Below are 13878 nucleotides of genomic sequence, written 5' to 3' on the forward strand. Positions count from 1 at the left end.
CATGCGGGCCCGCCTTCTGGGGGCTTACCGCAGCCAGTATCCCAACCCGCTCCGGTTCCGCACCGGCCAGATCGTCGAAGTAGGTGTCCGTGACGAGGAATGGCCGGCGTTTGCCTGGGTACGCACCAACGATGGGCGCGCTGGATGGGCGCCCATCGCCTGGTTGCAGCTGCTGGACGAGGGTCGCGCCGAAGCGCTGTGCGACTACGACGCCCGCGAGCTGGATGTGGAAAGCGGCGAGATGGTGAAGCTTCATCACGAACACGGCGGGTGGTGGTGGTCCGAGCGCGCCAATGGCGCGACGGGCTGGCTGCCGGCCCGCGAACTGGAACTGCTGGAAGAGAACTGCAAATGAGCCAGACCAAGAACTTCAACCTGCCCGACCTGGGCGAAGGCCTGCCGGACGCGACCATCGTCGAGTGGTTCGTCAAGGAAGGCGATGTGATCAAGCTGGACGAGCCGCTGGTGTCGATGGAGACCGCCAAGGCCGTGGTGGAAGTGCCCTCGCCGTTCTCCGGCAAGGTGCTGAAGCTGTCCGGCGGCGCCGGCGACATCATCCCGACCGGCTCGGTGCTGGCCAGCTTCGAACTGGACCCGAACCTGCCGCAGAGAGCCGATGGCCAGGACACCGGCCACAGCCATGGCCACGCTGCACCGGCGGCCGCACCGACCCCGCCGCCGCTGCCGGCTGCGGCCGCTCCGGTTGCCGCCGAGGAGGCCAAGCCCGCCGCGGCCGAGCGCGATGACGCCGGTACCGTGGTCGGCGCGATGCAGAGCTCCAATGCCGTGCATGCCGAACAGGCGCTGGCCGTCGGTGGCGTCAAGGCCGTGCCGGCCGTGCGTGCGATGGCCCGCAAGCTGGGCGTGGACCTGAGCCGCGTGGCCGCTACCGGCACCGATGGCGCGGTCACCATGGCCGACGTCAAGCAGGCCGCCGCCAATGGCACCGCCAAGCTCGGCGCTGCTCCGGCACCGGTTGCCGCTGCTGCCTATGCCGCGCCGGCCCCGGCGCAGGTGTCTGCCCCCGTGCAGAGCGAAGCCCGCACCCCGCTGTCCGCCGCCGGCAAGCCGATGCGTACCCAGCCGCCGGGCGTGGTCGCCAAGGGCCAGCCGGAACCGCTGAAGGGCGTGCGCCGCAACATGGCACGCGTGATGGCCGATGCGCACAGCAAGGTCGTGCCGACCACGCTGAACGACGACGCCGACATCCACGCCTGGCTGCCGGGCAACGACGTCACCGCGCGCCTGGTGCGTTCGATCGTGGTCGCCGCGCAGAAGGTGCCGGCGATGAACGCCTGGTTCGACGGCGAAGCACTGACCCGCACCCTGCACGCGCAGGTGGACATCGGCATCGCCGTGGACACCGACGACGGCCTGTTCGTGCCGGCCCTGCGCAACGCCGACATGCTCGACGCACGCGGCATCCGCGAAGGCGTCAACCGCCTGCGCGAGCAGGTGGAATCGCGTTCGATCGCGGCGTCGGAACTGAGTGGCTACACCATCTCGCTGTCCAACTTCGGCATGTTTGCCGGCCGCTACGCGACCCCGGTCGTGGTGCCGCCGTGCGTGGCCATCGTCGGTGCCGGCCGTGCCCGCCACCAGATGACCCCGGTGATGGGCGGCGTGGAGGCACACAAGGTGATCCCGCTGTCGGTCACCTTCGACCACCGCGCAGCCACGGGCGGTGAAGCCGCCCGCTTCCTGCGCGCGATGATGGACGACCTGGCACTGGCCAGCTGATCGGCCACCTGACCGGTGGGTGCCAACCGTTGGTTGGCACATGACTTGGAGAGAACGCCGGGCATTGCCCGGCGTTTTTTTTCCGGCATCCACGCATGGCGTGGATCTACACAATGCGGGCGATCAATCGCGCGCGACCATGCCTTCGGCGCGGCTGTACACACGCAGGCGGTGGCCATCAGGATCTGCCCCGACAAAGGTATGGCCGAACTCCAGCGTCACCGGCGACTGCAGGATCTGCACGCCGAGCCCACGCCACGCATCGTGCATCTGCTGCACGGCCTCGGGGTTTGCGACCACCATCGCCAGTTCGGCGGCGCCTGCCTGCGCAGACACCGGCGGTTGCACGTCATCGCGTTGCCACAGGCCGAGTGCGGCGCCATCGCCGAGCAGGAACAGGGCGAAGCCAGGCGACTGCTCGACCGGCGGTTTGCCGAGGATGCCGCTGTAGAAGGTGGCGCTGGTGGCGACGTCGCGCACGTACTGCAGCAGGGTGCTGGGCGTGAACATGGGGAAGCTCCGTTGTTGGGAGCGATCATGGTGGTACGGCCCTGCTGACAGATTCTGTCAGTAGCGGCGAGCGTGCTCTACTGCTGTCGCTCCTGCCCTGGTAGAGGTCGAGCTTGCTCGACTGCTGTTCGCGAAGATCAAAGGCGGTCGAGCAAGCTCGCCCACTACCAGGAGCAAAGTGCGAAGGCCGCCCTCCCCCAGAGGCAGGAAGCAGAACGCAGCAGCAGTCGAGCAGGCCCGACGCTACGAACGATCCAGCCAGTCCGGCGCGATGCCCTGCGCCTTCTGCCAGCGCCGCAGCAGCGTGGCGCGTGGTACGAGGTAGTGCTCCTCCAGCACGCGCACCTGGCGGATGCGATCCAGGCGGAAATGGCGAAAATCCTCGCGGCGCTCACACCACGCCGCCAGCATCGGCACCTCATCGAAGTAGCCCAGCGCGAACGGCCAGACGATGCGCTCGCTGCGCTGGCCGTGCGCGTCCTCGTAGCCGAACTTCAGGCGCTGCTGTGAACCGACAGCCTCTCGCACGGCCTGCAGACGAGCTGGGGGAACCTTGGCCGCCGCACGCGAAGGGCCCACCCGCAGGCCACTGTCACGCAGGGCCTCGCGCCGCGCTGCGGGCAACACATGGGCGATGCGCGCCAGGGCATCGCGTGCGGCTTCGGCCAACGCGGGTTCGGTACGGGCCGCAACCCAGCGCAGGCCCAGCACCAGCGCGTCGATCTCGGCCGGTGGCAGGGTCATCGGCGGCAGGGTATCGCTCGGCGTCAGCTGGTAGCCGACGCCGGCCTCGCCGCGCAGGTCGGCGCCCTGCTCGCGCAGGGTTTCGATATCGCGGTACAGCGTGCGCAGGCTGACTCCCAGCGCGTCGGCCAGCACCTGGCCGGCCACCGGCCGCCGATGGCGGCGCAGCAGCTGTTGGAGCTGGGTCAGGCGCAGCGCACGCGACATCAGCCGGCCAGTGCGCTCGATGCCACCACGTGCTCACCCGGTTGCGGGGCCAGCGCGGCCTCGACCAGCGCCTTGGCGATCTCGCTGGCCGGGTTGATCCGCCACGCCCGCGGCAGTACCGGCCCCAGCACGCCCAGCACCTTCAGCGCGAGACGCTCACCGCGCCGCACCTCGTTGCGCTCGCCGCCGATCAACCCTGGGCGGACCAGGGTCAACGAGGTGAAGCCCAGCGCGCGCAGATCGCGCTCCAATTCGCCCTTCACCCGGCTGTAGAAGATCGACGACCGCGGATCGGCACCGGCTGCGGAATTCAGCACATAGGTCTGCGCACCCTGCGCCTGCGCCAGACGGGCGAACGCCAGCGGGTAATCATGGTCGATGCGATGGAAGGCCTCGCGGCTGCCAGCCTGGGCAATGGTGCTGCCGAGCGCGCAGATGACCGCGTCCACGCCCGCCCACCCGGCTGCGGCGGGCAGCGCATCGAAGGCCAGTACCGGGTTCTCCAGCTTCCCGTGGGCTGCGCCCAACGGGCGACGGGTCGGGGCGATCACGGCGCTGCAGCGCGGGTCGTCCAGCAGCCGGGGCAGGGTCAGCCCACCGACCAGGCCGGTCGCCCCCAGCAACATCACGCGCATCACCACCTCCACTGCGGCATCCTGTCGCCCATCCTAGCCGTTCAAGCCGTCGGCGGCCGCGCCGATATGCTGGAACCAGTCCCTGCCAGCCCCCAGGATTCGCTCCATGACGGACCAGCCCGACCACCGCCCTGCCCCCGGTACCGCCCTTGGGCCGCCGGCACGCGTGCGCGCGGTGGTGGACGATGGGCTGGGCGACCGCGTGGTGCTGCAGGGCGGCGGTGGCGTGGCGCTGCAGCAGCTGTTCGCAGGCGCCGACGCGCCGGAACCGCTGCTGGCCGCGTTCGCCAACGGCATGGCCACCCTGCCCGGCGAGCTGGGCGACATGGGCGACCGCCTGCAGTCGGCGCAGGCCAGCGCCGATTGGCCGCGCTACGGGCGCGCGATGCGGCAGTTGATCGACAAGTACATCCGCACCATCGAACAGCATTCGCCGGATGGGCAACCCGAAAGCCTGCGCCTGTCCGAGCAGCTGCGGCTGCTGCTGGGCGGCGCGGTGGTGGCGCTGCTGCAGCACGACCCGGACCTGCGCGAACAGGCGCAGGCACTGGCCATGCACCTGCGCCAGTGGCAGCCAGGCACGGCGCTGGAACCGATCGAGCAGGGCGTGCGCGAACTTGGCCACCAGGTCGGCGTGCGTGCCGAGAGCTGGCAGGAGCAGCAGGCGCTGCTGCTGGAGCTGTTCGCGCTGCTGCTGGAGAACGTGAGCGAGCTGCTGGATGACCGCAGCTGGCTGCAGGGCCAGATCGCCGCGGTGCGCCAGCTGCTGGACGGGCCGTTGGAAGCTGAGGCGGTCGAGCGCACCCGCGCCGAACTGCGCGAAGTGATCTACAAGCAGGGCCTGCTGCGCCAGGGCATCGACGATTCGAAGGCGGCGATGCGCGGGCTGATGGGCGAGTTCATCGAGCGCATGGATGGCATGGCCACCAGCACCGGCGAGTACCACGATCGCATCGGCAGCTACGCACTGCAGCTGCGCGAGGCGCGCAGCATCGCCGACCTCAACCAGCTGCTGCAGGACGTGATGCGCGACACCGGCAAGGTGCAGCAGCAGGCCGCGCAGGCGCGCGATCACCTGGCCAACGCACGGCAGGAAGTGGAGCGTGCCGAGCAGCGCATCGCCGAGCTGGAGCAGGAACTGCGCGCGGCCGGTGACCTGGCACGCATCGATCCACTGACCCAGGCGCTGAACCGCCGCGGCCTGGACGAACTGCTGCAACGCGAGCTGGCCCGTGCCGCACGCAACAACTCGCCGCTGGGCGTGGCGGTGATCGATCTGGATGATTTCCACCAGACCAACGATGCACATGGTCATGCCGGTGGCGATGCACTGCTGCAGCACCTGGTGGCCGTCTGCAAGCTGCTGCTGCGCGCCACCGATGGCATCGCGCGGCTGGGCGGCGACGAGTTCGTACTGGTGCTGCCGGAAACCCAGGGCGCCGACAGCATGGCCACGGTGCAGCGCCTTCAGCGTTCACTGGCGCATCGCGTGCTGACTGTGCAGGACCGGCGAGTACCGGTGCATTTCAGTGCCGGGCTGGCGCAATGGCAACCCGGCGACGACACCGAGGCCCTGTTGCGCCGTGCGGATGACGCGTTGTATGCCGCCAAGCGACAGGGCAAGAACCGCGTGCAGGCAAGCTGACCGTCCGGCCCGCAGCAAACTACGTTGGTAGGTGCCAACCTTGGTTGGCACACGCAGAAACAAAGCGCCGACCAAGGTCGGCCTCTACCCGGCGACCCGCCGGCGATGATCCCGACCACCCTGAACCGCTTTGGTAGGTGCCAACCTTGGTTGGCACACGCAGGAAACAAAGCGCCGACCAAGGTCGGCCTCTACCGGGGAACCCGCCGGCAACGATGCCGACCACCTTGAACCGCTTTGGTAGGTGCCAACCTTGGTTGGCACGCGTGGGAAACAAAGCGCCGACCAAGGTCGGCCTCTACCGGGGAACCTGCCGGCGACTACTTGCCGCGCAGCTTCTGGAACCCGGTCACCGCCGCCAGCACGATGGCGCCGGCGATGATGCCCACCACCATGTTGCCCACCGCACTGACCAGCCAGCCCCACTGGCCCTCGCCGCCCAGCGCCTGTACTGCGTGGTGCAGCGCCGGCACGTTGTGCACCAGGATGCCGCCGCCGACCAGGAACATGGCAATGGTGCCGGCCACCGACAGGAACTTCATCAGCCACGGTGCCGACGCGACCAGGCCGCGACCGAAGGCGGCAACAGCCCCACCCTTGCGCGACAGGTACAGGCCCACGTCATCCAGCTTGACGATGCCCGCCACCAGCCCATAGACGAAGACCGTCATCGCCAGTGCAACCACGGCCAGCGTGACCAGCTGGTTGGTGAACGATGCGGTGGCGACCACGCCCAGGGTCAGTACGATGATCTCGGCCGAAAGGATGAAGTCGGTGCGGATCGCACCCTTCACCTTGTCCTTCTCCCACGCGACCATGTCCACCTGCGCGTCGGCCAGCGCCTTGCGGCGTTCGGTCTGGCGCTCGGCATCGTCGTCGGCCGAATGCAGGAAGCGGTGCGCCAGCTTCTCCACGCCCTCGAAGCACAGGAAGGCACCACCGATCATCATCAGCGGCACGATCAGGGGCACGTTCCAGCCGCGGCTGTGCAGCCAGGCTTCCAGCGCACTGATCGCCAGGGCCGCCGGCACCAGGATCACCTTGTTGACCAGCGAGCCCTTGGCCACCGCCCAGACCACCGGCAGTTCGCGGTTGGCGTTGACCCCGGTGACCTGCTGCGCGTTCAGCGCCAGATCGTCACCGAGCACGCCGGCGGTCTTCTTCGCGGCGACCTTGGTCAGCACCGAGACATCGTCGAGCAGGGTGGCGATATCGTCGAGCAGGGCGAACAGGCTGGCACCGGCCATGGGGCGTCCAAGAAAGGGAATAGGCGGATTCTGACCGATCCGGTGTGGACTGCGGAAGACACCGGGTTCACCGCATGCCCACCGCCCCCCGGCGACACTGCGGAATCCGGACATTGCCGGCCCGCAGCCGGCGCTACCTGTCTTCGTCGCATGGGAGTCCCGCTTGAGCAATCCGTCCGCCGCCAATGGCAATCCCCCGCTGGTCAAAGGCATGAGCCGGCGCAGCCAGATCCTGCGCCTGCTGATGCGCTACCGCCATTCGGGCGTGTTCTCGGGCATGAACCTGGATGCGGCAAGCAACCAGGCCGACGTGCCCGCCGACGGCAATCCGGAACAGTTCGTCAGCGACCTGGAAGCGTTGGGGCCGACCTTCGTCAAGCTGGGCCAGATGCTGTCCACGCGGCCGGACATGGTGCCGGTGGAGTTCGCCACGGCGCTGGAGCGCATGCAGGAGAAGGTGGCGCCGATCCCGGTCGAGCGCATCCACGCGATCATCGAGCAGGAACTGGGCGTAGGGGTGAACAAGCTGTTTGCCTCGTTCGATCCCGAGCCGTTGGGCTGCGCTTCGATCGCGCAGGTACATCGCGCGGTGCTGCACGATGGCCGCCAGGTGGCGGTGAAGGTGCAGAAGCCTGAAGTGGCCGCGCAGCTGCGCTCGGACCTGGAGGCACTGCGCAGCTTCGCGCTGGCCGCCGATCACCTGACCCAGGTCGGACGCCGCGTGCGCCTGCGCGACTGGCTCAACGAGTTCGCCAAGACCCTGATGCAGGAGCTGGACTACCACGCCGAGGCCGAGAACCTGGCGCGCTTCGGACGGCACCTGCGGCCGTTCCGCCGGTTGTGGGTGCCGCAGCCGATCTGGGACTACAGCAGCCAGCGCGTGCTGACGATGGAGCTTGCCACCGGCGTGCGCGTGGATGCGATCTCCGGCGTACGCCGCACCGAGCAGGACATGGACCCGTTGGCGGCGGCGCTGATCCGCGGCTACCTGGACCAGATCTTCGTGCATGGCGAGATCCATGCAGACCCGCACCCAGGCAACCTGCGGGTGATGCCCGACGGCCGGCTGGCGATCTTCGATCTGGGCATGGTCGCGCACATGCCGCCGCGCCTGCGCGAGCGTCTGCTGAAGATCCTGTTCGCGGCGGTCGACGGCCGTGGCGAGGAAGTGGCCGATGACCTGATCAGTATCAGCACGCGGCTGGAGGCCTTCGATGAAGAGCGCTACCTGCGCGAAACCGGTCAGCTGATCGCGCGCTATGCGGCCAGTGGCAGCTTCTCCGAAGGCCGCGTGGTGCTGGACATGGTGCGCATCGCCACCGCCTGCGGCCTGCGCACGCCGCCGGAACTGAGCCTGCTCGGCAAGGCCCTGCTCAACCTGGAAACCGTGTGCCGGCTGCTGGCGCCAGAGCTGGACACGCGCCGCATCGTCGAGCGCCAGCTGCAGCACGTGATGCGTGCGCGCCTGAAGAAGTCGCTGTCTGCAGCCAACATCGCCAGCGAGGCGATGGAGCTGCAGCAGCTGCTGCGTGATGGGCCGCGCAAGCTGTCGGACATCATGGCGCTGCTGGCCGAGAACCGCCTGCAGATGAAGGTCACCGGCCTGGAAGAATCGCGGCTGATGGAGAACCTGCAGAAGATCGCCAACCGCGTGGCGGCCGGCATCATCAGCGCCGCATTGATCATGGCCGCCGCGATGATGATGAGGATCGACACCGGCTGGCACCTGTTCGGTTACCCGCTCATCGCCCTGATCCTGTTGTTCATCGGCGTGGTGCTCGGCCTGGGCATCGTAACCAGTGCATTGCTGTTCGACCGTCGTGCGCGGGCACGCGAAGAACGCGGGCATCGCTAGCGCATCGACGAAAACGCCCGTATTCATGCAGTTTTTAATGCAATCCAGCTACCCCTTTCACGCTCGTTTTACCTTCTGAGCGCGATTACGCGCGCGTCATTTCAACAAACATTTCAGTCAGGTTCGTGCATGCACTATCGGGTCATCGGCCTGTCACATGCATGTGCTTGCGGCAGCGCCGGTCGGATGGACACGCGTCGGTACGACGTCCATCACCACCACCCCGTCACTGCCGAAGCTGCCTATGCTCTGGATACTGCTGCTGTCGTTGTTGCTGTTGTGCTGGTTGTTCCTCGCGTCCGACAAGTGGGTGTGGTGGAAGGCCGGCGCGTTCTCGCTGCTGCTGCTGATGCTCAGCGCGTGGTGGCTGATCGACAAGCTGTCCGGTGATGGGCTTAATGCCGCCACCCTGTACCACCTCGGCGCCGACATGGAAGGTGCCGGTGTCTCCGACTTCAAGGGCTACATCGCCGGCTTCATCGTGTTGGCGCTGGTCTCGCTGCTGCCACTGTTCGCCACACGGGTGAAGCGCTGGCGCCGGCCCGGCCACGGTGGCGCGTTGTTCGCCGGTTTCGCGGCCGTGTGGGTGGCCACGATCATGATCAGCCCGCTGGCCCGTGACGGCCAGCGCCTGTACCAGCAGCTGCGCCCGGTCGACTTCGCCCGCATCGCCCCTGAGTACCAGGTGCCGACGCAGCCGCTGCAGCGCCCGCGCAACATCGTCTGGATCTACGGCGAAAGCCTGGAACGCACCTATCTGGACGAGGCCGTGTTTCCCGGCCTGATGCCCAACCTCAACCGCCTGGCGTCCGAGTCGCTGGACGTGCGTGGGCTGGCCTCGGCCGAAGGCAGCGGCTGGACCATCGCCGGCCTGGTGTCGTCGATGTGCGGCGTGCCGCTGACCACCTCGCAGGGCGATGAAAACAGCATGGACCGCATGGGCAGCTTCCTGCCCAAGGCGGTCTGCCTGGGCGACTACCTGAAGCAGCAGGGCTACACCAACCATTACCTGGGCGGTGCCAACGGCCAGTTCGCCGGCAAGGGCCAGTTCCTGGCCAGCCACGGTTTCGATGAAGTGCACGACCTGGCATGGTTCAAGCAGCAGAAGAAGATCGGCCGCATCCACTACTCGGCCTGGGGCGTGCACGACGACGTGCTGCTGGATACCGCCTACCAGCGCTTCGAGCAGCTCTCGCGTGCCGGTTCACCGTTCATGCTGACCACGTTGACCATGGACACCCACCACCCGGCGGGCCACCTGCCGGTATCGTGCAAGGGCGAGCGCTACCAGAGCCAGTACGGCAACATCAACATGCTCAACGCGCTCAAGTGCAGCGACCGGCTGATCTCGCAGCTGGTGCAGCGCATCCAGGCCAGCCCGTACGGCAAGGACACGCTGATCGTGATCGCCTCCGACCACCTGGCGATGCCCAACGATCTGACCCACATCCTGACCCGGCAGAAGCGCGAGAACCTGCTGCTGTTCCTGGGCGATGGCATTGCCCCGCAGCAGCTCAGCGCCGACGCCGGCACCACCCTGGATTCGGGTGCGACCCTGCTCAGCCTGCTGGACCCGAACCTGAAAACGATGGGCTTTGGCCGCTCGCTGATCGACAGCCAACGCGCACCCAGCGCCAGCGTGGCGGCCCGGCGCGATGGTGGCCGCGACTACCCGCAGTACCTGGCCTTCGCCCGCTCACTGTGGCTGGGCGAACCGACCCGCGAACTGAAGATCGATGGCGATGACCAGGTGGTGGTCGGCCTGCAGCACGTGCAGCCACCGGTGCTGCTGGAGTACGACAAGGACTGGGGGCTGAAGTCGGTCTACCTGGAGAACACCTCGCGCCAGTTCGATGACGCGGATCCGGACAACACGCTGGCCTATGTTGATCGCTGCACCGCATTCGAGGACGGCTCGGCCGACGGCGACTGGTGTGCCCTGCTCGTCAACCGCGACAACGGCATCAAGCTGTACCGCGACAACGACCTGCGCGGCGGCATCGCGGTCGATGCACCGCTGGACGCATTCCAGGGCCCGCGCCCGAGCGTGCGCCAGGCGCACATGATCACCCAGAAGGGCCGCCGCACCCGTGCCGGCCAGTACATGCTGCAGCTGGTGGCGAGCACGCGCCCGGATCGCGGTTTCTGGATCGAGGCGGTGTCCTCGCAGCGCAAGGTGGTGCTGGCCCAGCAGTGGGTGCAGCCCGATGCCGACGGCAAGATCAACGTGTCGTTCGGGCTGGACCACGAAGTGGATGATCTGGAGATCCGCGCGTGGTTGAACCATGCCGAGAAGCTGGCGGTGGATACGTTCGCACTGGTGCCCTCGCGCAGCCGACCACGGGGATAGGGTTCTTTGCAGGGCTGCGCCCTGCACCCGTGGTAGTGCCGGCCGCTGGCCGGCAACCTCAGAAGCAACGGCAACAGCGTGCAATCCGTGGTTTGGCGGGGCGGTGTCGACCTTGGTCGACACACTCTGTCAGATATCGAAAATCAAGATGGGGTCAGATCCGTTTTCCTCCGGAAAACGGATCTGACCCCAAGAGCATTTCCGACAGATCGCGGGAAACTGTCGAAGGCGGGGTGGGTCCGGTCGCGGGAGTGTCCGCGGCATGGATGCCGCGGCCAAGCCCCCATGGGTGAGGGCGCTTTGCTTGCGAAGCACTGCTTCGCAAGCGCCCGAAACGCACAGCCGCCAGCGGCTGGGCCGGCCTGGGGGTTTACGGCGTCTCCCGCAACCGGACCCACCCCGCCATCCCGCAGGAAATCAGCTGTTGCTGTTGCTGTTGAAGTTGCCGGCCAGCGGCCGGCACTACTGGGGGGGCAGGGCGCAGCCCTGCAAAACAACCCCTACTCCTGCGGGTCGCGGATGATGTGGATGTCGGTCGGGGTCGACAGCGGAATGTTCCGCTCGGCCAGGATCTGCAGCAGGCTGAAGTACAGATCGCTGCGGGTTGCATACACCTGCCGCGGGCTGGCCACGTACGCGAAACTGTTGATGGTGATCTGGCCACCGGCAATGCTGTCGATGTAGACCGTCGGCGCCGGCTGCTTCAGCACGTTGGTGTGCGCGGTGTACGCATCCAGCAGCGCCTGCCGCAGGTTGCCGACATCAGTGCTGGGCGGCACCGCGAACTGGATCTGGATGCGGCCCTGGTTGTTGCCCATCGTCATGTTGCGCACGGTCTTGGTGACCAGCTCGGAGTTGGGCACGATCAGCGTCGACTTGTCGCCCACCTGGATCTCGGTCGATCGCAGGCTGATGCGGCGGATGTCGCCCTCCTGGTCACCCAGCTTCACCCAGTCGCCGATCTTCACCGGGCGCTCGGCCAGCAGGATCAGGCCGGAGACGAAGTTCTGGGTGATCACCTGCAGGCCGAAGCCAATACCCACCGACAGTGCGCTGACCAGCAGGGCCAGCTTGCTCAGCTGCAGCCCCATCGCCGACAGCGCCCAGATCACCGCGATGATGATGCCCACGTATCGGGCAACGGTACTCACTGAATTGCGCGCGCCCAGGTCCAGCTCGGTCTTGGGCAGGTAGGTGTCGGTCAGCCAGCGCTGCACCAGCTGGGTGATCGCCAGGCCGGCCAGCAGCGCCAGTACCGCCAACACGATCCCCGCCGGTGCCAGCTTGGTGCCACCGATATCGAATCCGGTCGTGAACAGTGAAGTGAAGCGCTCCACCACCGCGCCGATGTTGCCGAACGGTGCCACCAGCGCCAGCAGCGCGATCAGTACGACGATGGTACGCAGCGCTGCCGACAGCAGCACGCCCGCCTGTTCCAGCCGCGATACGCTCAGGCCGGTGCTGAGCAGGATGGTCTGGCCGACCTTGCTGTCGGCGTTGAGCATCCACGTGCTCAGGTCATCGACGAACTTGAACAGCAACGTCGCGGCCAACACCACGATGCTGCCGCCGATCAATTGCTGGTTCACGAACTTGGCGAAATTCAGGTAGCCCAGCAATGTGGCAATGATGGCGGCCACCACCGCGATGTTACCCGCTACCCGGGCCAGTACCAGCCAGCTGCTGCGGCGCACCGGCGTGGCTGCACCCACGCCATCGGCCTGCGCTTCCAGCTTGGCCTCGGCCTCGGCGGTCTGCCGGCGATGCAGGCGCGCCAGGGTCACCAGCATGGCCATGATCAGGCCGAGGTAAGTCAGCGCAATCAGTCCGTCCAGCGCCACCGTGGTGACGTCGCTGGTGCGCGTGGCCTGGTCCAGGGCCACCAGCACCGTGCTCAGCCAGGCCAGCGCCGCCGCGCCCCAGGCGTACTTGCGCAGCTTCAGCGCGGCGGTGTCGTCCAGGTTCAACAGCCGCCACGACGGGCGCTTGGGCACCAGCAGGCAGGCGCTGAGTGCGGCGATGAAGGCCGCGCGGAACGTTGCGGTCTCCAGGCCGTCGGCCACCACCTGCAGGCGCGGCGCGATCGCATCGATGGCATCCAGCGCCGCCATCAGCACCACCACGGCGTAACCGGGCAGCAGCGTGCCCACCAGCAGCAGCCACATGGCCAGGCCGGACCGGCGCAGTCGACCATCAGGCGCACGTTCGGACGCAGCAAAACGGCGCCCCAGCCTGCGCAGCCACAGCCGCAGTGGGAACATCATCACCAGCGCGGCCAGCAGGCCCAGCAACGGCGTGCCCCAGCCATGGGCGCGGATACCGGCGACCAGCGCATCGCGGCCCTGCCCGGCCAATGGCGCAACCCGCGCGATATCGATCGGCAGACGCTCGGCCACCTTGCTCCACAGCGCGGGCGACAACGGCGAGGCCACCTTCTGGCCCAGTTCTTCCGTGCGTTGCGCGGCTCGCTGCTGCTCGATGTCCGCCGCCAGCTGCTGCGCACGCACGGCACTGGCCTTGGCCTGCACCACCGAAGCGGCCAGGCCGTCACGCTGTTTGGTGAGGGTGCGCCGTTGCGCCGCCAGCTCCGGCGGCTCAGCGGCCCCTTCTGCCGGCGTTCCCAGCTGCGCCAGCTGTTCGTTGAGTCGGTCCAGCTGCGGCTGCAGCGCCTTTTCCAGCGCCTCGGCATCGCGCCGTGCCTGCGAGGCATTCTCGGACAGCATCGCCAGCGTCTCGGTGGCTTCTGCATCGCCACGCTTGCGCTCCACATCCTTCAGGCTGGAATCGATATCCGCCAGCTGCTGCTTCGGCGTGGGGTCCTCATCCTGCGCCAGCACCGGCGCGGACAGCAGGAAGGCGGTGCACAGCAGCAGGACCCACCAGGGCCCCCGTGCACGGATCGATCGCAGGAAAGAAGACACGCAGCCACACCGGTTCGCGCGGAC

Annotated in this window: 9 protein-coding genes and 1 pseudogene; 5 read left to right on the top strand and 5 right to left on the bottom strand. The window is 67.7% G+C overall.

What is annotated here, in order from left to right; all coding sequences use genetic code 11:
* The first annotated feature begins 1 nt into the window (after position 1).
* Both AC5P7I_RS04465 and AC5P7I_RS04470 read left to right on the top strand, forming a co-directional pair.
* Positions 2-355 carry an SH3 domain-containing protein gene (locus tag AC5P7I_RS04465; protein ID WP_012512332.1) on the top strand — a complete coding sequence of 118 codons (354 nt, stop codon included), beginning with the start codon at positions 2-4 and terminating at the stop codon, positions 353-355.
* Positions 352-1740, top strand: coding sequence for a dihydrolipoamide acetyltransferase family protein (locus AC5P7I_RS04470; protein WP_053496443.1), 1389 nt, complete (start codon positions 352-354; stop codon positions 1738-1740). The genes AC5P7I_RS04465 and AC5P7I_RS04470 overlap by 4 nt, the downstream gene beginning before the upstream one ends.
* A 123-nt stretch (positions 1741-1863) precedes the next feature.
* On the opposite strand, the gene AC5P7I_RS04475 is transcribed toward AC5P7I_RS04470, so the two are convergent.
* The 3 genes from AC5P7I_RS04475 to AC5P7I_RS04485 form a co-directional block, all read right to left on the bottom strand.
* Entirely contained in the window at positions 1864-2250 is a 387-nt protein-coding gene (locus tag AC5P7I_RS04475) for a VOC family protein (protein ID WP_014648692.1), read from the bottom strand.
* Positions 2251-2493: 243 nt separating this feature from the next.
* Positions 2494-3201 carry a helix-turn-helix transcriptional regulator gene (locus tag AC5P7I_RS04480; protein ID WP_014648693.1) on the bottom strand — a complete coding sequence of 236 codons (708 nt, stop codon included), beginning with the start codon at positions 3199-3201 and terminating at the stop codon, positions 2494-2496.
* Complete coding sequence (locus AC5P7I_RS04485) at positions 3201-3836, bottom strand: Rossmann-fold NAD(P)-binding domain-containing protein (protein ID WP_195840040.1); 636 nt, start codon at positions 3834-3836, stop codon at positions 3201-3203. Before AC5P7I_RS04485 ends, AC5P7I_RS04480 begins: the two co-directional genes overlap by 1 nt.
* A gap of 106 nt (positions 3837-3942) precedes the next feature.
* Here AC5P7I_RS04485 and AC5P7I_RS04490 point away from each other — a divergent pair, with 106 nt between their 5' ends.
* Entirely contained in the window at positions 3943-5481 is a 1539-nt protein-coding gene (locus tag AC5P7I_RS04490; protein WP_262087809.1) for a diguanylate cyclase domain-containing protein, read from the top strand.
* Positions 5482-5801: 320 nt separating this feature from the next.
* On the opposite strand, the gene AC5P7I_RS04495 is transcribed toward AC5P7I_RS04490, so the two are convergent.
* Positions 5802-6728, bottom strand: coding sequence for a DUF808 domain-containing protein (locus tag AC5P7I_RS04495; RefSeq protein ID WP_262087808.1), 927 nt, complete (start codon positions 6726-6728; stop codon positions 5802-5804).
* Between the two features lie 205 nt (positions 6729-6933).
* Between AC5P7I_RS04495 and AC5P7I_RS04500 the strand changes: the two are divergent.
* Both AC5P7I_RS04500 and AC5P7I_RS04505 read left to right on the top strand, forming a co-directional pair.
* Positions 6934-8583 (top strand): annotated as a pseudogene (locus AC5P7I_RS04500) (ABC1 kinase family protein); the annotation flags it as partial.
* Between the two features lie 244 nt (positions 8584-8827).
* Positions 8828-10933 (top strand): phosphoglycerol transferase I, encoded by a 2106-nt coding sequence (locus AC5P7I_RS04505; RefSeq protein ID WP_053496302.1) that lies wholly within the window; start codon positions 8828-8830, stop codon positions 10931-10933.
* Between the two features lie 500 nt (positions 10934-11433).
* Here AC5P7I_RS04505 and AC5P7I_RS04510 read toward each other — a convergent pair whose 3' ends face one another.
* Complete coding sequence (locus AC5P7I_RS04510; protein WP_111205618.1) at positions 11434-13854, bottom strand: DUF3772 domain-containing protein; 2421 nt, start codon at positions 13852-13854, stop codon at positions 11434-11436.
* Between the last annotated feature and the right edge of the window lie 24 nt (positions 13855-13878).

This window comes from Stenotrophomonas sp. YJH_SMC_138 (assembly GCF_059369855.1).

Bases quoted from the DNA above. Each gene is read 5' to 3' on its own strand.
- AC5P7I_RS04465 (WP_012512332.1), top strand. From the start codon at position 2: ATGCGGGCCCGCCTTCTGGGGGCTTACCGCAGCCAGTATCCCAACCCG.
- AC5P7I_RS04470 (WP_053496443.1), top strand. From the start codon at position 352: ATGAGCCAGACCAAGAACTTCAACCTGCCCGACCTGGGCGAAGGCCTG.
- AC5P7I_RS04475 (WP_014648692.1), bottom strand. From the start codon at position 2,250: ATGTTCACGCCCAGCACCCTGCTGCAGTACGTGCGCGACGTCGCCACC.
- AC5P7I_RS04480 (WP_014648693.1), bottom strand. From the start codon at position 3,201: ATGTCGCGTGCGCTGCGCCTGACCCAGCTCCAACAGCTGCTGCGCCGC.
- AC5P7I_RS04485 (WP_195840040.1), bottom strand. From the start codon at position 3,836: ATGCGCGTGATGTTGCTGGGGGCGACCGGCCTGGTCGGTGGGCTGACC.
- AC5P7I_RS04490 (WP_262087809.1), top strand. From the start codon at position 3,943: ATGACGGACCAGCCCGACCACCGCCCTGCCCCCGGTACCGCCCTTGGG.
- AC5P7I_RS04495 (WP_262087808.1), bottom strand. From the start codon at position 6,728: ATGGCCGGTGCCAGCCTGTTCGCCCTGCTCGACGATATCGCCACCCTG.
- AC5P7I_RS04505 (WP_053496302.1), top strand. From the start codon at position 8,828: ATGCTCTGGATACTGCTGCTGTCGTTGTTGCTGTTGTGCTGGTTGTTC.